The sequence below is a fragment of the Janthinobacterium sp. PSPC3-1 genome (assembly GCF_049896105.1).
Taxonomy (GTDB): Bacteria; Pseudomonadota; Gammaproteobacteria; order Burkholderiales; family Burkholderiaceae_D; genus Janthinobacterium.
This window is the reverse complement of the sequence record NZ_JAFCTQ010000048.1, coordinates 1-19,391: the sequence shown is the minus strand read 5'-3', so window position 1 is coordinate 19,391 and position 19,391 is coordinate 1. Positions and strand designations below refer to the sequence as shown.

Below are 19,391 nucleotides of genomic sequence, written 5' to 3'. Positions count from 1 at the left end.
CCTATCCCCCTATGCATTCCTGGTGCCGAAAACCGACTTCCTGCCAATACCGCGCAAGGTAGCGGCTCGCTAGACTCATTGCATCGACGCTTGAGCCATTCAGCTTGCAGCGTTTTAATGACCTGGCGCCGCCCCGCGGCGCATGTGTGGAGGTAGCATGAGTCACTTTCTGGACCGTCTTAAATTTTTCAACAAGCGCGCCGAGCCGTTTTCGAACGGTCATGGCACCGTGGTCGATGAAGACCGCACCTGGGAAAACGCGTACCGCCAGCGCTGGCAGCATGACAAGATCGTGCGTTCCACGCACGGTGTCAACTGCACCGGTTCCTGCAGCTGGAAGGTGTATGTCAAGAATGGCCTGATCACCTGGGAAACCCAGCAGACCGACTATCCGCGCACCCGCCCGGACCTGCCCAACCACGAGCCGCGCGGCTGCCCGCGTGGCGCCAGCTATTCCTGGTATGTGTATTCGGCCCAGCGCGTGAAGTATCCGATGATCCGTGGCCGGCTGATGGAAATGTGGCGCGAAGCGCGCAAGACCATGGATCCGGTCACCGCCTGGGACTACATCAGCCAGGACCCCGTGCGCTCGCAGCAGTACAAATCGATACGCGGCCTGGGCGGCTTCGTGCGCGCCACCTGGGATGAATCGAACGAGATGATCGCGGCCGCCAATGCGCTGACGATCAAGAAGTATGGCCCTGACCGCATCGTGGGGTTTTCGCCGATTCCCGCCATGTCGATGGTCAGCTATGCGGCCGGCACGCGCTACCTGTCACTGATCGGCGGCGTGGCGCTGAGCTTTTATGACTGGTACTGCGATTTGCCGCCGGCCAGCCCGCAAGTGTGGGGTGAACAGACCGACGTGCCGGAATCGGCCGACTGGTACAACTCCACCTTTCTGATGGTATGGGGCTCGAACGTGCCGATGACACGCACGCCCGACGCCCACTTTTATACCGAAGTGCGCTACAAGGGCACGAAAACCGTCGCCGTGTCGTCCGACTTCGGCGAAATGGCCAAGTTCGGCGATATCTGGCTGGCGCCGAAGCAGGGCACCGACGCCGCGCTGGCCATGGCCATGGGCCATGTGATCCTCAACGAATACCATAAAGACCATCAATCGGCCTACTTCAAGGAGTACGCCAAGCAGTACACGGATTTCCCGATGCTGGTGCTGTTGAAAGAGCAGAACGGCATCCTGGCGCCCGAATACTTCCTGCGCGCCTCGCACCTGGCCAACAACCTCGACGAAACCAACAACCCGGACTGGAAAACCCTGGTCATCGACGAAGCGTCCGGCCGCATCGTGGCGCCGGCCGGCTCCATCGGTTTTCGCTGGGGCGAAGCGGGCAAGTGGAACCTGGAGATGAAAGAGGGCGGCAACAGCGCGCCCGTCGATCCGCAGCTGTCCTTGCTGGGCAATAGCGACGAGGTGGTGTCCGTCGGCTTCCCGTATTTCGGCGGCAAAGACAGCAGCGACATGTTGATGCGCAATGTGCCGGCCATGCGCCTGGTGCTGGCCGACGGCACGAGCGTGCTGGTGGCCACCGTGTTCGACCTGACACTGGCCAATTATGGCGTGGACCGTGGCCTGGGCGGCGGCAATGTCGCCACCGGCTATGACGACGACGTGCCCTATACGCCAGCCTGGCAGGTCAAGCATACTGGCGTAAAAGCGGCGGACGTGATCACCGTGGCGCGCCAGTTTGCCGAGAACGCCGACCAGACGCGCGGCAAGAGCATGGTCATCGTCGGCGCGGCGCTGAATCACTGGTACCACATGGACATGACCTATCGCGGCATCATCAATATGCTGATGATGTGCGGCTGCGTGGGTCAATCGGGTGGTGGCTGGGCCCATTACGTGGGCCAGGAAAAGCTGCGGCCGCAAACGGGATGGACGCCGCTGGCCTTCGCCCAGGACTGGAACCGCCCCATGCGCCAGATGAACGGCACTTCGTTCTTCTATGCCCATACCAGCCAGTGGCGCCATGAAAAGCTGCACACCGAGGAAATCGCCTCGCCGACGGCCGGCCCCGACGTGGCGCCGATGACGCTGCTGGACTACAACGCCAAGGCCGAGCGCATGGGCTGGCTGCCGTCCGCGCCGCAGCTGCAGACCAATCCGCTGGAAGTGACGCGCGCCGCTTTGGCCGCCGGCGTCAATCCGGTCGATTATGCCGTCAGCCAGATCAAGAACAAACAGCTTGAATTTTCCTGCGACGATCCGGACAATCCGGCCAACTTCCCGCGCAATATGTTTGTCTGGCGCTCGAATATCCTGGGCAGTTCGGGCAAGGGCCACGAGTACTTCCTCAAGTATTTGCTGGGCACGCAGAACGCCCTGATGAGCGACGAGAACAACTGCATCAAGCCGCGCGACGTGAAAGTGCGTCCGGCCGCCGAAGGCAAGCTCGATCTGCTGGTGGTGCTGGACTTCCGCATGTCGACCACTTGCCTGTATGGCGACATCGTGCTGCCGACTGCCACCTGGTATGAAAAGGACGACCTGAACACGTCCGACATGCACCCCTTCATCCACCCGCTGTCGGAAGCCGTGCAGCCGCTGTGGCAATCGAAGTCGGACTGGGATATTTACAAGGGCATCGCCAGGAAATTCGAGGAAATCGGCGGGGCGTATCTGGGCACCCAGCAGGATATCGTCCTCACGCCCCTGATGCACGACACCCCCGGTGAACTGGGCCAGCCCTTCGACCCGAAAGACTGGCGCGCCGGCGAGTGCGAGCCGATACCGGGCAAGACCATGCCCAACTTTACCGTCATCGAACGCGATTACACCAAGATTTACCAGAAGTTCACCTCGATCGGCCCACTGCTGGAAAACATCGGCAATGGCGGCAAGGGCATCAGCTGGAAGACCGGCCATGAAGTCGAGGTCCTGCGCGGCATCAACCGCACCGTGCTGGCCGAGGGCGTGGCGCATGGCCAGCCAAGGCTGGACACGGCCATCGATGCGGCCGAGATGATTTTGTCGCTGGCACCGGAAACCAATGGCCACGTGGCCGTCAAGGCCTGGGCCGCGCTGTCCAAAATCACGGGCCGCGACCATACCCACCTGGCGCTGCCGCGCGAGCACGACACCATCCGCTTCCGCGACGTGCAGGCCCAGCCGCGCAAGATCATCTCGTCGCCGACCTGGTCGGGCCTGGAGTCGGAAGAAGTCAGCTACAACGCCTGCTATACCAATGTGCATGAACTGATCCCCTGGCGCACGCTGACGGGCCGCCAGCAGTTTTACCAGGATCACCGCTGGATGCGTGATTTTGGCGAAGGGTTGTGCGTGTACAAGCCGGCCATCAACACCAAAACCACCACGCAGATGCTCGGTGCCACGCCGAACGGCAACAAGGAAATTGCGCTGAACTTCATTACGCCGCACCAGAAATGGGGCATCCACTCGACGTATTCGGACAATCTGCGCATGCTGACCCTGTCGCGCGGCGGCCCCCATGTGTGGCTGTCCGAGATTGATGCGAAGAACGCCGGCATCGTCGACAACGACTGGATCGAAGTGTTCAACGTGAACGGCACCCTGACGGCGCGCGCCATCGTCAGCCAGCGCGTACCGGAGGGAATGACGTTGATGTACCACGCACAGGAAAAGATCATCAATGTGCCCGGTTCCGAGCAGTCGGGCAAGCGGGGCGGCATCCACAACTCGGTGACGCGCGCCGTCACCAAGCCGACCCACATGATAGGCGGCTACGCGCAGCTGTCGTGGGGTTTCAACTACTACGGCACGGTGGGCTCGAACCGCGATGAATTCGTGTTGGTCCGCAAGATGAACAAGATCGACTGGCTCGAAGGCCCGTTGCTGGAAGAACAAGGGAGCATGGCATGAAAATCAGAGCGCAAATCGGCATGGTGCTGAACCTGGACAAGTGCATCGGCTGCCACACCTGTTCCGTCACCTGCAAGAACGTGTGGACCAGCCGCGATGGCGTGGAATACGCGTGGTTCAACAACGTGGAAACCAAGCCTGGCATCGGCTATCCGAAACAGTGGGAAAACCAGGAGAAGTGGAATGGCGGCTGGCGTCGTACCGCGGCCGGCAAGATCGAGCCGCGCCAGGGCAGCCGTTTGAAAATCCTGGCCAATATCTTCGCCAACCCGAACCTGCCGCAGATCGACGAGTACTACGAGCCGTTCACGTTTGACTACGAGCGCCTGCAGAACGCGCCCTTGTCGGAAACGCCGCCGACGGCGCGGCCGATCTCGGTTTTGACCGGCAAGAAGATGGACAAGATCGAGTGGGGCCCGAATTGGGAGGATGACCTGGGCGGCGAATTTGCCCAGCGCAGCCAGGATGCGCTGTTCGACAATATGCAGAAGGAGATGTACGGCACCTTCGAGAACACCTTCATGATGTATCTGCCGCGCCTGTGCGAGCATTGCCTGAACCCTACTTGCGTCGCATCCTGTCCATCGGGCTCGGTCTACAAGCGCGAGGACGACGGCATCGTGCTGATCGACCAGGACAAGTGCCGCGGTTGGCGCATGTGCATCTCCGGTTGCCCGTATAAGAAGATTTACTACAATTGGTCGTCCGGCAAGGCCGAGAAGTGCACCTTTTGCTTCCCCCGCATCGAGGCGGGCCAGCCCACCGTGTGCTCGGAAACTTGCGTCGGCCGCATCCGTTACCTGGGCGTGCTGCTGTACGACGCCGACAGGATCGAAGCGGCGGCCTCGGTGGCCGATCCGCGCGACCTGTATCCGTCGCAACTGAATCTCTTCCTCGACCCGCACGACCCGGCCGTGATCGACGAGGCGCGCCGCCAGGGCATCCCGGACTCGTGGCTGGAGTCGGCCCAACGTTCGCCGGTCTACAAGATGGCGGTCGAGTGGAAGGTGGCCTTCCCGCTGCATCCCGAATACCGCACCTTGCCGATGGTGTGGTATATCCCGCCGCTGTCGCCGATCCAGGCCGCCGCCGAATCGGGCAAGCTGGGCAAGAACGGCATCCTGCCGGACACGTCCAGCCTGCGCATCCCGGTGCAATACCTGGCCAACCTGCTGACGGCCGGCGACCAGCCGCCCGTGATCCGCGCCCTGGACCGCATGCTGGCCATGCGTGCCTATATGCGCAGCAAGCATGTGGCGCCGACGCCCGACCTGGCGGTGCTGGAGCAGGTGGGCCTGGATGCGGCCACCGTGGAAGACATGTACCACATCATGGCGATCGCCAACTACGAAGACCGTTTCGTGATCCCCAGCAGCCACAAGGAAATGGCCGAAGACAGCTTCAACGACAAGGGCAGCTGCGGCTTCACTTTTGGCAACGGCTGCTCGGACGGCACCAGCGACGCCAGCCTGTTCGGCAAGCGCAAGCACGGCTCGGAGATTTTCATGGCAATGCCGAAGTCGCGTAAAAAAAAGGAGAGCCTCGATGTCTGATCATCTGAATACCATGCAGGGCTACCAGGTGCTGTCGGCATTGCTGTTGTACCCGGAGCCGGAACTGCAGCAGGAGCTGCCCGCACTGAATGGCCTGCTGCTTGACACCCTGCCGGCCTGGCAGGCGACCCTGCGGCCGCTGCTGGCGCACTTGCAGGCCACCGCGCTGATCGACCTGCAGCAGCAATATGTGATGACCTTCGACCGCAACCCGTCGCAGTCGCTGCACCTGTTCGAGCATATCCACGGCGAATCGCGCGACCGGGGCCAGGCCATGGTCGACCTGCTGGCCGAATACAGCCGCCACGGCCTGCAGATGGTGGGCGACGATTTGCCCGACTATGTGCCGCTGTTCCTGGAGTTTTTGTCGCAGCAGGAGCCGCCGGAAGCCGAGCGCCTGCTGGGCGACGCCATCCACGTGCTGGCCTATATCGGCCGCAAGCTGCGCGCCAATGGCAGCAGCTACGCCTGCGTGTTCGACCTGCTGCAGACACTGACGCCGGTCCAGGCCGAGGAACTGAGCGAGCCGCCGGTCCGCGACATGGACGAAGCGCTGGAAACCTTCGGACCCGGCGCGGACGGCATCGAGCCGCTGCTCAAGCCTGGCGGCCTGGCCGGGGCGGGTCCGGGTGGAACCCATCCCGTCAATTTCTATCCCAAGGCGGCAGCACCGCATCACTGAAGGAGAGCGTCATGAACTACCTGCATCAATTTGTGTTCGGGATTTATCCCTATATCGCGCTGGCGATCTTCCTGCTCGGCAGCCTGGCGCGTTTCGACCGCGAGCAATACACTTGGAAATCGGAATCGAGCCAGGTGCTCAATACGGGCATGCTGCGCCTTGGCAGCCCGCTGTTCCACGTCGGCATACTGGGCCTGTTCTTCGGCCATGCGGCCGGCCTGCTGACCCCCGTCTGGGTGTGGGATGCGCTGGGCGTCACCCACGGCGTCAAGCAGACGGTGGCCATGGTGGCCGGCGGCGTCATGGGCACCTTGTGCCTGGTCGGCATCCTGATGCTGCTGGCGCGCCGCTTCGGCAATGACCGCGTGGCCGCCCGCACCACCTTCAAGGACAAGCTGGTGCTGCTGTGGATCTTGCTGACCCTGTTACTGGGACTGTCGTCGATCTTTGTCTCGGCCTCGCACATGGACGGCCACATGATGGTGCTCCTGATGACCTGGGCCCAGCACGTGGTCACTTTCCGTGGCGACGCCGCCGGTTTTATCGTTGACGCGCCGTGGATCTTCAAGCTGCACCTGTTCATGGGCATGTCGCTGTTCGTCATCTTCCCGTTCACCCGCCTGGTGCATGTATGGAGCGGCTTTGGCGCCGTGGCCTATCTGGGCCGCACCTGGCAGCTGGTACGCCGGCGCTAACAAGGAGAAGCATCATGGGTATATCAGTGAATGGCGTCGATATCGACGACACGGAAGTGGAACAGGAGCTGGCGCATCATCAGGGCGCCGGCAATCCCCTGAAACAGGCGGTGCACGAACTGGTGCTGCGCCGGTTGCTGCTCGATGAAGCACGGCGCCTGGGCTTGTGCGCCGCCAGCGATGACGACCTGGTCGAAGCGCTGTTTGCGCAGGAAGTGAAAGTGCCGGTCGCCGACGACGCCGCCTGCCGCACGTTTTATGCGCAGCGCCCGCAGCTGTTCCGCAGCGGCGCATTGGTGGAAGCGCGCCATATCCTGTTCCAGGTGACGCCCGAGGCGCCACTGGACCTGCTGCGCACCACCGCGCAGGCCGTGCTCGACGCCTTGAAAGCCGCGCCGGAGCGTTTCGCGGAGCTGGCGGGCCAGTATTCGAACTGCCCCTCGGGCGCCCTGGGTGGCAACCTGGGCCAGCTGTCGCCGGGCCAGAGCGTGCCGGAGTTCGATGCGCTGGTTTTCCGGCTGGACGAAGGCGAGCTGGCCGGGCGCTTGCTGGAAACGCGCTTCGGCTACCACATCGTGCAGGTGCTGCGCCGTATCGAAGGCAAGGCGATCGCGTACGAGGCGGTGCAGGCGCAGATCGCCGACCGGCTGTCGCGCGCGGCCTGGCAGCGTGCCGTGCACCAGTATCTGCATCTGCTGGTCGGGCGCGCCAAGATCGACGGCGTGGAGCTCGAAGGCACGGACAGTCCGCTGGTGCAATAGGCCAAAGTGACTAGGTGCCTGGCCCTTCCGGGGTACAGCCAAGCGTGGCTTCAACCTTTACAATCAGATGATGAAACAGGAGTAGGGCGATGTCCGGTTCCATGTTGCAGGACCGCTTCGGCAGGTCCATCGACTATTTGCGCTTGTCGGTGACCGACCGCTGCGATTTGCGTTGCAGTTATTGCATGCCCAAGGGTTTTCGCGGTTTCGAAGAGCCGAAGGACTGGCTCACGTTCGACGAGATCGAGCGCCTGCTGGGCATTTTCGTGCGGCTCGGTACGCGCCGCGTGCGCCTGACGGGGGGCGAGCCGCTGTTGCGGCGCCACCTGCCGGAGCTGGCGGGGCGCTTGTCCGCGCTGCCCGGCCTGCGGGATCTGTCGCTGTCGACCAATGCCACGCAACTTGGCCGCCATGCGGTGGCGCTGCGCGCGGCGGGGGTGAGCCGCATCAATGTCAGCCTGGACTCGCTGGACCGCGCCTGCATGCAGACGATTACTGGCCGCGACAGCCTGCAGCCGATACTCGACGGCCTGATGGCGGGCAAGGCGGCCGGTTTCGATCCGATCAAGATCAATATGGTGGCCATGCGCGGCATTAATGACGATCAGATCGAGGCGATGGCGTCATTCTGCATCGAGCAGCACTTCATGTTGCGCCTGATCGAAGCGATGCCGATGGGCAGCACGGGGCGCAATGCGCAGTACATGCCGCTAGGTGCCGTGCGCGAGCGCCTGACGCGAAAATTCGGCCTGGTGCCGCAGGCGCTGGAACTCGGTGGCGGGCCGGCGCGCTATCTGTCGACGGCGGACGGGCAGGCCAGCATCGGCTTTATCACGCCGATGTCGCAGCATTTCTGCGCGACCTGCAACCGCGTGCGCCTGTCCGTCGACGGCACCCTGTACCTGTGCCTGGGGCAGGAAGAAAAATTCGCGTTCGGCCCCATGCTGCGCGGCGGAGCCAGCGACGCGGAACTGGAAGCGGCCATCCGCCTGGCCATCGAACTGAAGCCGCAGCAGCATGATTTCAATACGCGGCCGGACAAGATCATCCGTTTCATGGCGCAAACGGGTGGGTGAAGGGCACGGCATAGACTAGGAACAGCATGAGTTTCAATCAGATGATCTCCTCGTGGCAAAAACTCTCGACCAAGATCGTCGGCGCCTTGCTGGGCATGCTGGCCCTGGCGTTGACGGCCATCGCCTGTACCCTGTTTTTGTCCTGGCAGCTCGAAGGCAGTTCGGCCGCCATCAATGAAACCGGCCGGCTGCGCATGCAGACTTACCGCTTGACCCTGCTGGTGGGGAGCGAGAGCCGTTCCGGCGTGCAGCCGCAAGTGCTGCTGGTCGACGACATGCTGGGCAAGATCGGCCGCGGCGATCCGCAGCGCCCCCTGTTCCTGCCGCCGTCCGCCGCCATCAAGACCGAATTCGAACGCATCGTCCAGGCCTGGCAGCGAGAACTGCGCCCGGCCGCGCTGGCGGTCAGTTCCGCCGCCCAGGCGCGGCTGTTCGAGCAGGAAGCGCAAGGCTTCGCCGGCCAGGTCGATCAGTTGGTGAGATTGATCGAGCGCGACAGCGAGCAGCGCACCTTCTGGCTGCGCGGCTCGCAGCTGATTTTGGTGGGCATGGCGGTGGTGGGCACGGTCAGCATGATCTACCTGATGTTCATGCTGATTATCGAACCGGTGACGCGGCTGCGGCTGGGCATGCAGCGCATGAAGGAGCGCGACTTCAGCGTGCGCCTGGCGGTCGACAGCAATGACGAATTCGGCCAGCTGGCCAGCGGTTTCAACCAGATGGCCGACCGTTTGCAGGCCCTGTACGGCAACCTGGAAGAGGGCGTGCGCAGCAAGACCGCCACCCTGGAATACCGCAACCGCGAGCTGGCCTTGCTGTACGAAAGCGCCGCCTTCTTGCAGCGTCCGCAGCCGCTCGAAGCGCTGTGCGGCGGCTTCATGGAGCGCATCGTCGCCTATTTCGAAGCCGACGGTTCCACCGTGCGCGTGCTGGACGCCGAGCGCGGCAACCTGCACATGGTGGTGCATACGGGCTTGTCGGAGGAACTGGTGGCGTCCGAGCACTGCCTGAAAGTGGGCGACTGCCTGTGCGGCACGGCCGTGCGGGAAAACGTCGCCAGGATCCACGACATGCGCCGCATCGACCGCGCGCACGAACTGAAATGCCACCGCGAAGGCTTTGCCACCGTCTCCGTGTTCCAGATACACGCGCATGAACAGCACATGGGCTTTTTCAACCTGCATTTCCGTCATGCGCGCGTGTTTTCCGAGCGCGAGCTGGCCCTGCTCGAAACCCTGGGCCAGCTGCTGGGCATCGCGCTGGAAAACCTGCGCCTGGCCGCGCGCGAGCGCGAGATGGCGGTGTCGGAAGAGCGCAACCTGGTGGCCCAGGGCCTGCACGACAGCATCGCGCAAAGCCTGAACTTCCTGAACCTGCAGGTACAGATGCTGGACGACTCGGTGCGCAAGGCCCGCTACGACCAGGTGGAAGACATCGTGCCGGCCCTGCAGGCGGGCATCAAGGAAAGCTATGATGACGTGCGCGAGCTGCTGCTGAACTTTCGCAGCCGCCTGATGGAGGACGACCTGATCGGCTCCCTGCGCGCCGCGCTCGACAAATTCCGCCGCCAGACCGGCATCGCCGCCGACCTGCTGGCCGATGTCGACGGCGCGCCGTTCCCGCGTGAGCAGCAATTGCAGTTACTATTCATCGTGCAGGAAGCGCTGTCGAATATCCGCAAGCATGCCCAGGCCAGCCATGTCGAAGTGCGGCTGGCCGACGACCAGGATTTCACGCTGACCGTCAGCGACAACGGCGTCGGTTTCGACGCCGCCGCCGTGCTGGAAAAAGGCGAAAGCCATGTCGGCCTGCACATCATGCGCGAACGGGCGGAGCGTATAGCCGCCACCTTTGACGTGCATGCCTCGCCGGGATGCGGCACCACCATCGAATTGCACCTGCCGCGCGAACAGCGCCGGGCCGCATGAGCACTATACAAAGGATCATCATGGACACTCCCGACAAACCGATTACCGTCATGCTGGTCGACGACCATGCCCTGTTTCGCAGCGGCATACGCTCGCTGCTGCAGCGCCACGATGAATTTGCCGTGGTGGGCGAGGCGGCCGACGGCGTCGAAGGCATCAAGCGCGCGATCCAGCTGCAGCCCGACGTGGTGCTGCTGGACCTGAACATGGCCGGCATGTCGGGCGTGGAAGCACTGCAGCTGATGCAGCACGATTGCCCCGGCACCGCCATCGTCATGCTGACCGTCTCGGAAGACGCCGACGACCTGGCCACGGCGCTGCGCGCGGGCGCCTGCGGCTACCTGATCAAAAATATCGACGCCGACTACCTGGTGCGCGCGATCCGCCGCGCCGCCGCCGGCGAAGTGGTGATCGCCGAAGCGATGACGGGCAAGCTGGTGGCCCAGCTGCAGGCCGGCACGCGGCGCGAGGAACCGGCGTCGGAACTGGACAAGCTGACCCCGCGCGAAAAGGAAATCATCGACTGCCTGTCGCGCGGCGAAAGCAACAAGGGCATCGCCCGCACCCTGGACCTGGCGGAAAGCACGGTCAAGATCCATGTGCAGAACGTGCTGAAAAAGCTGAACCTGAACAGCCGGGTGCAGGCGGCCGTATATGCGGTCGAGCATCGACAGGGGAAGTGAGGCTGCCGGTTTCGACGCCGGCGCAAAATGCTTGACGACGTGTGACAGATGTCGCATGATGTGTGACGCATGTCACATGCCATCATGTCTGCCGTCGTCATTCAGTCGAGGAAACAAGTCTATGTTGAAGCCCATTATTCTGTTCATGGCACTGTGCGCCACGCTCAGCGCCCCGCTGGCCGCCTCCGGCACGCCACCGTATGTTCTCGACCAAACCGAGGTGCGCGATATCCATGCCACGGCATTGAACCGCGATTACCAGGTCTACGTGGCATTGCCCGACTCCTACCGCGACAGCAAGAAGCGCTACCCGGTATTGTTTGTCGTCGACGCCAATTATGCGTTTCCCGTGGTGCGCAATATCGCCCAGCGCCTGGCCAGGCATGCCGGGATGGAGGAAGTGGTGGTGGTCGGCCTGTCGTATGCGAAGGGCGATGACGGCGTGTTCAGCCGCCGCCGCGATTACACGCCGACGGTGCCGCGCAACCATACCTATCGCTCGGATATGCCGGGACGCAAGGCGTTGTTTGGCGAAGCGGCGGCGTATGGCCAGTTCCTGTCTGCCGAAGTGTTGCCCATGATTGCGAGCACCTACCGCGTCAATATGGAGCGCAAGGTGTTTATCGGCCATTCCTACGGCAGCCTGCTGGGCTTGCAAATGCTGTTGACCGAGCCACGCACCTTCAATCATTACATACTCGGCAGCCCGTCGCTGTGGTACGACGCCGGCGTCATGTTCGACCGGGAGCGCGCCTATGCCAGGGCGCACAAGGATTTGCCGGCCTCGGTATTTTTCGGCATCGGCGGCCTGGAACGGCTGGCGCCGGGGAAAAAGCGTTCGCGTTCCGAAGAGGATGCGGACATGGTCGAGGATCTGCGCGAATTCGACGCCAAGTTGAAATCGCACAAATTCGCCAGTCTCAAGACCCGCATGCGCGTGTTTGATGACGAGGATCACGCCAGCGTGTTTCCTCTGGTATTGACGCATGGATTGCGGGCATATCTGAGTTCGTCGAAGTGAGTGGTGCCGGGTTGGCAGATGGGTAATCTTCTGATACTGTCATTTATGAGGCAGAAAAAATGACATATGATTTCAAAAATATTTTATATATTCTTGTGATTGCCACGCTTTGCAGTTCGGCGGCTATGTCGTTTTATTTCCTTACCTTCCTGATGAATACCCGCTTGCTATTTGGCGTTTTGCTCATCAGTTTCGCCTTTGCTGGTGGCGGTGTGTGGCATTATCTGCCGTGGTCCAGAGGCCCGGTTGCCCATGCTTTTTCACTGGGAGTTGGTCTTGGCCTGTTTGCCGCATTGATTGTTTTCTTCATCCCATGACGATACTCGCCGATATAAAAAAATCCCAGTCCGCCATGCACGATCTGGCCTTGCACTTCGACTTCGATCTGGGCCGCGCTGCCCGCGACTACGCCTGGATCAAACTGGCGCCGCAACAGGCGTTTTCAGCGGTTGCCGGTGACAGCAGCGGTGGCGTTTTTCTCGCTTATGGCGACGGCGAGATCGAACGTCGCCCCATTCTTTATGTCAGCTCCGAAGGCCAGGCCGGCCGCATTGCGTCCAATCTTGCCGAGCTGCTTGCCGTGATGATGGCGATCCCTGGCTGGCATGATCTGCTCAAATTTTCAGGCGGCGGCAATCTGGAAGAGATGCGCAGGACCGCCGGGTTGCTTGAGCGGGACGGCCCCGATGACGAGGAAGTTCCGGCCGCCACGCAGCGGATCGTGGCGGCTTTTTCCCTTCCGGCCATTGCCGACCCGGTCAGGCTGCTCCATGATTGCGTGCACGCCAGCGATTGCAACGTCGTTGCCGATGATGGCTGGCCTTGTGAATCGCTGTTTGGACATTTCAAATCAAGCGACAATCCTTTTTGGAAATGAAGGCCATGAAAATGGTTGTCAGGTATTTTTTTGCCAGTGATTATTTAAAAGTGCCGCATGCTTCTGCTACCAGTCCGATATGATTGAAAAATCAGCTTTCGCAAACCAGGAGACGGAAATGCTTGTAGGGTCAGCCAAATATGCAATGCCATGGCGTTCAATATTGATCGCTCCCTTGGCCAGCATCCCCGTCATGACCATCGCCGGAATGGGCAGCTCGGATGCCGGCATGCTGAGTGACCTAGGCATAGGCTTGTTATTCGGCGTTATCCTGGGCGTACCAATGTCATTTTTCGGTATTGTCATGATCGGCTTGCCGCTATATTTTTTGCTGCAAAGATTTGAATCGCTTCGATGGTGGATAGTTTGCATGGCCGGAGCGCTGGTTCCGTTCCTGCTCTTTTTTAATGACGCAGCGATAAGAACGACACTGGCGGCAGTTGTGACGGGTTTGTCCGTTGGCGCACTCGCCTATGCATTGCGTCCGCGAGAAATAATGAAACCGATATTTGAAAAAGACAGAAAGGATGCATCATGAGCGTTTCACCAGCATTTGCATGCTTTATGCAAGAAGCGCCGGCGCATGCTGCGGCGTGGATGCAAGTGGCCCAATCACTCGATGTCGCCAGCGCCCTCGATAAAAAGACCGAAGAGCTGGCCTATATCGCCGTGCTGGCCGCCACCGGCAATACCTCCGGTATTCCATTTCATGTGCTGTCAGCCAAATCGCATGGCGCATCGCGGCAGGAGGTCTTGAGTGCCGTCCTGATCGGCTTGCCTGCAGCCGGGGCGGTGGTGATAGGCGCCGTCCCCGTTGCCGTCGAGGCTTATGATGGGCGAGAGCATCAAGGCGTGCCTTAAGCAGCATCGCATGCCGAATTGAAGGGGCGTTGACGCAAAGAAGCGCTACACCAGCCGTTTTTGCATGAACACGCTGAGCGGATCGTCGCGATAATCGCCAAACGGCCCGCAGCGCTCGAACCCCTGGCGCTCATACAAGGCAATCGCCTCGGGCTGCAACGGTCCCGTCTCCAGCGTCATCAACGGGCAGGCCGCATCGCGCGCCGCCTGTTCCAGCAGCGCCATCAGTTTCTTTGCTGCTCCCAGTCCGCGCACTGCCGGTTTCACATACATGCGTTTGATTTCACCATATCCGGAGTTCAGTACCACGGCGGCGCAACCGACGATGGCCTGGTCCGCATCGCGCGCCACGGCGAATTTCACATGCGGCTGCAATAGTGCCTGCAAGTCCAGCGCATACACGGATTCGGGCGGATACAGGGTCAACTGGTAGGCGTCCAGGTCGGCGATCAGGGCGATGATCTCGGGCTGGTCGGGGGATTCGAAGGCGATCTGTGGCATGGTGGTGGCGATGATGGTGGATGGAAGATTATAGCCCTAGTCATTTTTGCCGATAGCGGAGATTGTCGGTTTAAAGTAGTATATTGAATATATCTTTAAGCGCGAGTCCATCATGGCCCTCAATACCATCAGCGAACCCTCCCGTCCCTTGCCCGCCCGAAGCGCCTTGCCCTGGCAGCCGGGCCACCCCGTCTGGCAGCTCGGTTTTCGCCCGTTTTACCTGCTGGCCGCACTGTTTGCGGCCGTCAGCATTCCGCTGTGGCTGGCCAGTTACCTGGGCGTGACCACCGCGACGCTGCAGGTCAGCATGGGCTGGCATATGCATGAGATGGTGTTCGGCTTTGCGGTGGCGGTGGTGGTGGGGTTTTTGTTCACGGCCGGGCGCAACTGGACCGGGCTGCCGACACCGCACGGCTGGCACCTGATGGCGCTGGCGGCGGTCTGGCTGGCGGGCAGGGTGGCGATGCTGGTGGCGCCGGCGGCGGTGGCGGCCGCCATCGACATGCTGTTCCTGCCCTTGTCGGCCTGGCCCCTGTTCCAGGTGCTGCATCGCTCGGGCAATCACCGTAACCTGTTCCTGGTCGGCCTGCTGGCGCTGCTGACGCTCGCCAACGGCCTGTATCACGCGGCAGCGATGGGCCTGCTGGCGCTGTCGTATTTTATTCCCGTGCAGGCGGCAATTCTTATTATCGTCCTGATCGAATCGGTGATCGGTGCGCGCGTGATTCCCATGTTTACCCGCAATGGCGCGCCTGGCAGCACGCCGGTGGCCAGCCCGAAGCGGGCGCTGGCGGCGGTTGGCTTGATGGCGCTGGCAGGCGTCAGCTGGCTGGCCGGCGCGCCGGGCCTGTTGACGGCGCCGTTGTGCCTGGCGGCGAGCGCCATGTCGCTGGCCAACCTGCTGGCCTGGCAACCGCAGCGCACCCTGCGCGTGCCGCTGCTGTGGATACTGCATCTGTCGTATGCCTGGATAGGCATCGGCTTTGCGCTGCTGGCTTGCGCCAGCCTGCACTGGCTGCCGGCCAGCGCGGCCTTCCATGCGCTGGCGGTGGGCTCGATGGCCGGACTGATCATCGGCATGATGACGCGCACCACCCTGGGTCACACGGGCCGGCCGCTGAAGGCGGGCGCCAGGGAGGCGGCCATGTACTGGCTGGTGCAGCTGGGCGCCGTGGCGCGTTTGCTGGCGGCCGTGGGGCCGGCCTCGCTGGCCATGCCGGCGCTGCTGGCGGCGGGTGTGTGCTGGTCAGTGGCTTTCATCTTGTATGCCGTGACGTATGCGCCGTATCTGTGGCGGCCACGGGTCGATGGCCGGGAAGGATAGGGCGCGCACACGACCCAAGCAGACTTCTGACGACCAAATCATTATCGGGATAGTATGGATATTCCTCTCCATTCTTGACCAGGATCATCATGACTCCCTCTGGCTCTGCTACTGCGCGGCCCGGACCACTGCTGCTGGTGACCGGCATTGTCTTTATATTATTGGGGCTGATACTGGCGGGCGGCGGCATCTGGCTGCTGACCCTGGACGGCTCTTGGTATTACATCCTGGCCGGTCTCGGCATGATCGTCGCCGGCGCGCTGGTGTTCAAGGGCCGCCGCACGGCGCGCTCCTTCCTGGCCTTCTTGCTGGCCGCCACCCTGATCTGGTCGATTTTCGAGGTGAAGTTCGACTGGTGGCAGCTGCTGCCGCGCCTCGATATCTGGTTCGCCGCCGCCGTCTGGCTGCTGCTGCCCTTCGTCGGCCGCCGCCTCGAACGCGCCGACCGCAGCATTGCCAGCAAGGACACGGGCAAGCGCGCCCTGCTGGTGGCCGTGGTGGCGACCCTGGCCGTGGGTATCTTCGCGCTGTTCCAGGATTACCATAATCTGCATGGCGAAGTGTCCGGCGAGAGCATGGCGGCCACGCCGCAGGGCGACTTCGCGCCCGGCGTGGCGCCCAATGACTGGGCGGCCTACGGCCGTTCCGGCTATGGCGACCGCTATGCGCCGGCCACGCAGATCACGCCGGCCAACGCCGCGCAGCTGAAGCAAGCGTGGGTATTCCATACGGGCGACTTCAGGGGACCGACCGATCCGGTGGAAATCGCCAACGAGGTCACGCCGCTGAAAGTGAACGGCATGCTGTACCTGTGCACGCCGCACAATATCGTTATCGCGCTGGACCCGGACACGGGCAAGGAAATCTGGCGCCACGATCCGAAGATCAACCGCGACGCGGCCAGCTACCAGCACATGATCTGCCGTGGCGTATCGTACTGGGACGTCAACGCGGGCCGCGCCAGGGATAATCCGGCACCGGAAGCGGCCGGCATGGAGTGCCCGCGCCGCATCTTCGCACCCACCATGGACGCCACCCTGATCGCCGTCAACGCCGATACGGGCGAAGCGTGCAAGAGCTTTGGCGAGAATGGCGTGATCGGCCTGTACCACGGCATGGCGATGAAAAAGCGCGGCTTCCTGATGCCGACCTCGCCGCCGGCCCTGTCGCAAAAGATGATCGTGATGGCCGCCAGCGTGACGGACAACGATTCGACCGAAGAGCCGTCGGGCGTGATCCGCGGCTACGACCCCGTCACCGGCAAGCTGATGTGGAACTGGGACGCCTCGAAACCGGACGCCACCGAACCCATCGTGGCCGGCCAGACCTATACCAACAATTCGCCCAATTCCTGGGGCGTGTCCAGCGTCGATGAAAAGCTGGGCATGGTGTATATCCCGATGGGCAACGAAACGCCCGATACCTGGGGCGGCAACCGCAATGTGAACGGCGAAAAATACAATAGCGCCATTGTCGCGCTCGATCTGGCCACCGGCAAGGTGCGCTGGGTCTACCAGACCGTGCACCACGATATCTGGGACATGGATATCGGCGGCCAGCCCACCCTGGTCGATATCGACACGCCGAAAGGCAAGGTCCCATCGGTGGTCGCCACCACCAAGCGCGGCGATATCTATGTGATCGACCGCCGCGACGGCAGCCTGGTGGTGCCCGCGCCCGAGAAGCCGGTACCGACCGGCAATGTGGCGGCCGGCGACCGTGTCTCGCCCACGCAGCCGTTTTCGGCATTGACCTTCCTGCCCGAGAAAAACATCAGCGAAACCGATATGTGGGGCACCACGCCGTTCGACCAGCTGGCTTGCCGCATCATCTTCCGCCAGCACCGCTACGAGGGGCCATTCACGCCGCAGACCGTGGCGTCCGGCAAGATCAAGGGCGCCATCATCTCGCCGGGCCCGCTCGGTATCTTCGAGTGGGGCGGCGCGGCCGTCGATCCGGGCCGCCAGCTGCTGCTGCTGAACCCCGATTACATGGGTTTCCTGGAAAAGCTGGTGCCGCGCGCGCAAGCCACGGCCAAGGGCGGCACGGGCACGGAAATGGGCCTGCAGCCGCAGACCGGCACGCCGTTTGCCGTCGAGATCAAGCCGTTTTTGTCGCCGCTGGGTTTCCCCTGCCAGGCGCCGCCTTGGGGCTATGTGGCCGCCGTCGACCTGCGCACCATGAAAAAAGTCTGGATGCATAAAAACGGCACGACCATGGACAGCGCCCCCGTGCCGATTCCGCTGCCGCTGGGCGTACCCAGCCTGGGCGGCATGAGCACCACCGGCGGCGGCGTGGCATTCCTCAGCAGCACGCTCGACTATTACATTCGCGGCTACGACGTGCGCAACGGCAAAGTGGTGTGGAAGGCCCGGCTGCCGTTCGGCGGCCAGGCCACGCCGATGAGCTATGTGTCCGATAAAACCGGCAAGCAGTATGTGGTGGTGATGGCCGGCGGTCACGGCTCGCTGGGAACCAAGATGGGCGATACCTTGATTGCCTATGCGTTGCCGGAGGGGGCTGACAAAACCAAGTAGGACTTGCTTGCGGCACCGCGCAATGCGGTGCCGCCTGTGTGCGTTCAGGCTTTAAAGATCAAGAGCAGCGGGCCGTAGAGACGCGGGCCTGAGAAAATGCCGATGGCGGCGTTGCGGCTCCTTGCCGACCATTCGTACTGTCTGCGTCGCCGCACCTTGCCCTCGATATTTTTCAGGTACGCTTGGCCGGGGGAGCCTGGGCTGCTGGTACGGGTGAATAAGTATTTTGCTGGTTTGCTTATGAGAAATCATTTTGATAAACTCTTCAAGCCTTTATCTCCATCCTTGAAATCATGCTCCTGAAAAAAATAACTGTTCCGGTACTGGCTGCAAGCCTAATGTTGATCAGCGCCTGCAGTCCCAATGCGGAGCTTGATGCAGCGAAAAAGAAAATTGCTTCGTTAGAAGCAGAACTGTCAGCTGAAAAAGCGAAAAATGCACCGGTAGCAGCGGCCGTTTCAGCATCCGTGGCGGTCGCGGCGAGTGCCCCTGAAATCAAGGAAGAAGAGCAGTCTGGCGCGCAATGGTATTACCAGGCGGATGAGGACAAGATGAGCGGTGGCAATACATATTACGCCACCGTTAGCAGTAGCAACACGGTCAATTTTTCTTTTCCCTATAGTGGCGAACAAAATGCCAGGCTGAGCTTGAGGACGAGCCCCAGGCACGGCAAAGACTTGATTTTCTCAATAAAAAAAGGGCAAATATTATGTCGCTCGTATGAGGACTGCAATGTACTCGTGCGTTTCGACGAAGATAAAGCGAGCAATTATGCGGCTGTCGGTGCGGCAGACAATAGTTCTGAGACGATCTTTATTCGGAATTACGACAAGTTTCTTGCGCGCTTGCAAAAGGCAAAAAGAGTCCGTATCTCGACAGATATTTACCAGCAAGGCTCGCCTGTATTTGAATTTGATGTCAGCGGTTTTGACCGCGAAAAATACCTGCCCAAAAAATAGGTTCATCGCACTTTACCGGGGAACGCATCCTTGATTTTCAGAAAGAAGTAGGATGCGTCCCGAAATCC

General features: G+C 61.7%; 17 protein-coding genes. 16 read left to right on the top strand and 1 reads right to left on the bottom strand.

Annotation, left to right across the window (positions count from 1 at the left end; translation table 11 throughout):
• The first annotated feature begins 157 nt into the window (after positions 1 to 157).
• The 13 genes from ACP7B7_RS28545 to ACP7B7_RS28485 all read left to right on the top strand — a co-directional run bounded on the left by ACP7B7_RS28545 (position 158) and on the right by ACP7B7_RS28485 (position 14,002).
• Entirely contained in the window at positions 158 to 3,865 is a 3,708-nt protein-coding gene (locus ACP7B7_RS28545; protein ID WP_426078956.1) for a nitrate reductase subunit alpha, read from the top strand.
• Complete coding sequence (gene narH / locus ACP7B7_RS28540) at positions 3,862 to 5,418, top strand: nitrate reductase subunit beta (RefSeq protein ID WP_426078955.1); 1,557 nt, start codon at positions 3,862 to 3,864, stop codon at positions 5,416 to 5,418. The genes ACP7B7_RS28545 and narH overlap by 4 nt, the downstream gene beginning before the upstream one ends.
• Positions 5,411 to 6,100: a nitrate reductase molybdenum cofactor assembly chaperone gene (narJ, locus tag ACP7B7_RS28535; RefSeq protein ID WP_426078954.1), complete on the top strand. Its 690-nt coding sequence runs from the start codon at positions 5,411 to 5,413 to the stop codon at positions 6,098 to 6,100. Before narH ends, narJ begins: the two co-directional genes overlap by 8 nt.
• Before the next feature lie 11 nt (positions 6,101 to 6,111).
• Entirely contained in the window at positions 6,112 to 6,795 is a 684-nt protein-coding gene (narI, locus tag ACP7B7_RS28530; RefSeq protein WP_426078953.1) for a respiratory nitrate reductase subunit gamma, read from the top strand.
• A 14-nt stretch (positions 6,796 to 6,809) separates the two neighbouring features.
• Entirely contained in the window at positions 6,810 to 7,556 is a 747-nt protein-coding gene (locus ACP7B7_RS28525; RefSeq protein ID WP_426078952.1) for a peptidylprolyl isomerase, read from the top strand.
• Positions 7,557 to 7,645: 89 nt separating this feature from the next.
• The gene (gene moaA, locus ACP7B7_RS28520) at positions 7,646 to 8,632 is read left to right on the top strand and encodes a GTP 3',8-cyclase MoaA (protein WP_426078951.1); all 987 of its coding nucleotides are present in this window, start codon (positions 7,646 to 7,648) and stop codon (positions 8,630 to 8,632) included.
• Between the two features lie 26 nt (positions 8,633 to 8,658).
• Positions 8,659 to 10,560, top strand: coding sequence for a type IV pili methyl-accepting chemotaxis transducer N-terminal domain-containing protein (locus ACP7B7_RS28515; protein WP_426078950.1), 1,902 nt, complete (start codon positions 8,659 to 8,661; stop codon positions 10,558 to 10,560).
• 20 nt (positions 10,561 to 10,580) lie between these two features.
• Positions 10,581 to 11,243: a response regulator gene (locus tag ACP7B7_RS28510; RefSeq protein ID WP_426078949.1), complete on the top strand. Its 663-nt coding sequence runs from the start codon at positions 10,581 to 10,583 to the stop codon at positions 11,241 to 11,243.
• A gap of 121 nt (positions 11,244 to 11,364) precedes the next feature.
• A complete protein-coding gene (locus tag ACP7B7_RS28505; protein WP_426078948.1) occupies positions 11,365 to 12,264 on the top strand; it encodes an alpha/beta hydrolase in 900 nt (299 codons plus the stop codon).
• Positions 12,265 to 12,323: 59 nt separating this feature from the next.
• Positions 12,324 to 12,581, top strand: coding sequence for a hypothetical protein (locus tag ACP7B7_RS28500; protein WP_308920925.1), 258 nt, complete (start codon positions 12,324 to 12,326; stop codon positions 12,579 to 12,581).
• A complete protein-coding gene (locus tag ACP7B7_RS28495; protein WP_426078947.1) occupies positions 12,578 to 13,141 on the top strand; it encodes a hypothetical protein in 564 nt (187 codons plus the stop codon). The genes ACP7B7_RS28500 and ACP7B7_RS28495 overlap by 4 nt, the downstream gene beginning before the upstream one ends.
• 79 nt (positions 13,142 to 13,220) lie before the next feature.
• Positions 13,221 to 13,679: a hypothetical protein gene (locus ACP7B7_RS28490; protein ID WP_426078946.1), complete on the top strand. Its 459-nt coding sequence runs from the start codon at positions 13,221 to 13,223 to the stop codon at positions 13,677 to 13,679.
• Complete coding sequence (locus ACP7B7_RS28485) at positions 13,676 to 14,002, top strand: carboxymuconolactone decarboxylase family protein (protein ID WP_426078945.1); 327 nt, start codon at positions 13,676 to 13,678, stop codon at positions 14,000 to 14,002. The genes ACP7B7_RS28490 and ACP7B7_RS28485 overlap by 4 nt, the downstream gene beginning before the upstream one ends.
• Positions 14,003 to 14,047: 45 nt before the next feature.
• Here the strand turns inward: ACP7B7_RS28485 and ACP7B7_RS28480 are convergent, their stop codons facing one another.
• Positions 14,048 to 14,503 (bottom strand): GNAT family N-acetyltransferase, encoded by a 456-nt coding sequence (locus ACP7B7_RS28480; protein WP_426078944.1) that lies wholly within the window; start codon positions 14,501 to 14,503, stop codon positions 14,048 to 14,050.
• A gap of 112 nt (positions 14,504 to 14,615) precedes the next feature.
• Between ACP7B7_RS28480 and ACP7B7_RS28475 the strand changes: the two genes are divergently transcribed.
• The 3 genes from ACP7B7_RS28475 (at position 14,616) to ACP7B7_RS28465 (ending at position 19,323) form a co-directional block, all read left to right on the top strand.
• On the top strand, positions 14,616 to 15,827 hold the full coding sequence (locus ACP7B7_RS28475; RefSeq protein WP_426078943.1) for an NnrS family protein: 1,212 nt from the start codon (positions 14,616 to 14,618) through the stop codon (positions 15,825 to 15,827).
• Between the two features lie 89 nt (positions 15,828 to 15,916).
• On the top strand, positions 15,917 to 18,364 hold the full coding sequence (locus ACP7B7_RS28470) for a membrane-bound PQQ-dependent dehydrogenase, glucose/quinate/shikimate family (protein WP_426078942.1): 2,448 nt from the start codon (positions 15,917 to 15,919) through the stop codon (positions 18,362 to 18,364).
• A 293-nt stretch (positions 18,365 to 18,657) separates the two neighbouring features.
• Entirely contained in the window at positions 18,658 to 19,323 is a 666-nt protein-coding gene (locus ACP7B7_RS28465) for a hypothetical protein (RefSeq protein ID WP_426078941.1), read from the top strand.
• Positions 19,324 to 19,391 lie beyond the last annotated feature (68 nt).

What these genes read in the sequence shown, in the direction of transcription:
- ACP7B7_RS28510 (WP_426078949.1), top strand. Translation starts at nt 10,581, where the DNA reads ATGGACACTCCCGACAAACCGATTACCGTCATGCTGGTCGACGACCAT.
- ACP7B7_RS28500 (WP_308920925.1), top strand. Translation starts at nt 12,324, where the DNA reads ATGACATATGATTTCAAAAATATTTTATATATTCTTGTGATTGCCACG.
- narI (WP_426078953.1), top strand. Translation starts at nt 6,112, where the DNA reads ATGAACTACCTGCATCAATTTGTGTTCGGGATTTATCCCTATATCGCG.
- ACP7B7_RS28480 (WP_426078944.1), bottom strand. Translation starts at nt 14,503, where the DNA reads ATGCCACAGATCGCCTTCGAATCCCCCGACCAGCCCGAGATCATCGCC.
- ACP7B7_RS28475 (WP_426078943.1), top strand. Translation starts at nt 14,616, where the DNA reads ATGGCCCTCAATACCATCAGCGAACCCTCCCGTCCCTTGCCCGCCCGA.
- ACP7B7_RS28485 (WP_426078945.1), top strand. Translation starts at nt 13,676, where the DNA reads ATGAGCGTTTCACCAGCATTTGCATGCTTTATGCAAGAAGCGCCGGCG.
- ACP7B7_RS28515 (WP_426078950.1), top strand. Translation starts at nt 8,659, where the DNA reads ATGAGTTTCAATCAGATGATCTCCTCGTGGCAAAAACTCTCGACCAAG.
- ACP7B7_RS28545 (WP_426078956.1), top strand. Translation starts at nt 158, where the DNA reads ATGAGTCACTTTCTGGACCGTCTTAAATTTTTCAACAAGCGCGCCGAG.
- narJ (WP_426078954.1), top strand. Translation starts at nt 5,411, where the DNA reads ATGTCTGATCATCTGAATACCATGCAGGGCTACCAGGTGCTGTCGGCA.
- ACP7B7_RS28470 (WP_426078942.1), top strand. Translation starts at nt 15,917, where the DNA reads ATGACTCCCTCTGGCTCTGCTACTGCGCGGCCCGGACCACTGCTGCTG.
- ACP7B7_RS28495 (WP_426078947.1), top strand. Translation starts at nt 12,578, where the DNA reads ATGACGATACTCGCCGATATAAAAAAATCCCAGTCCGCCATGCACGAT.
- ACP7B7_RS28490 (WP_426078946.1), top strand. Translation starts at nt 13,221, where the DNA reads ATGATTGAAAAATCAGCTTTCGCAAACCAGGAGACGGAAATGCTTGTA.
- ACP7B7_RS28525 (WP_426078952.1), top strand. Translation starts at nt 6,810, where the DNA reads ATGGGTATATCAGTGAATGGCGTCGATATCGACGACACGGAAGTGGAA.
- narH (WP_426078955.1), top strand. Translation starts at nt 3,862, where the DNA reads ATGAAAATCAGAGCGCAAATCGGCATGGTGCTGAACCTGGACAAGTGC.
- ACP7B7_RS28465 (WP_426078941.1), top strand. Translation starts at nt 18,658, where the DNA reads ATGCTCCTGAAAAAAATAACTGTTCCGGTACTGGCTGCAAGCCTAATG.
- moaA (WP_426078951.1), top strand. Translation starts at nt 7,646, where the DNA reads ATGTCCGGTTCCATGTTGCAGGACCGCTTCGGCAGGTCCATCGACTAT.
- ACP7B7_RS28505 (WP_426078948.1), top strand. Translation starts at nt 11,365, where the DNA reads ATGTTGAAGCCCATTATTCTGTTCATGGCACTGTGCGCCACGCTCAGC.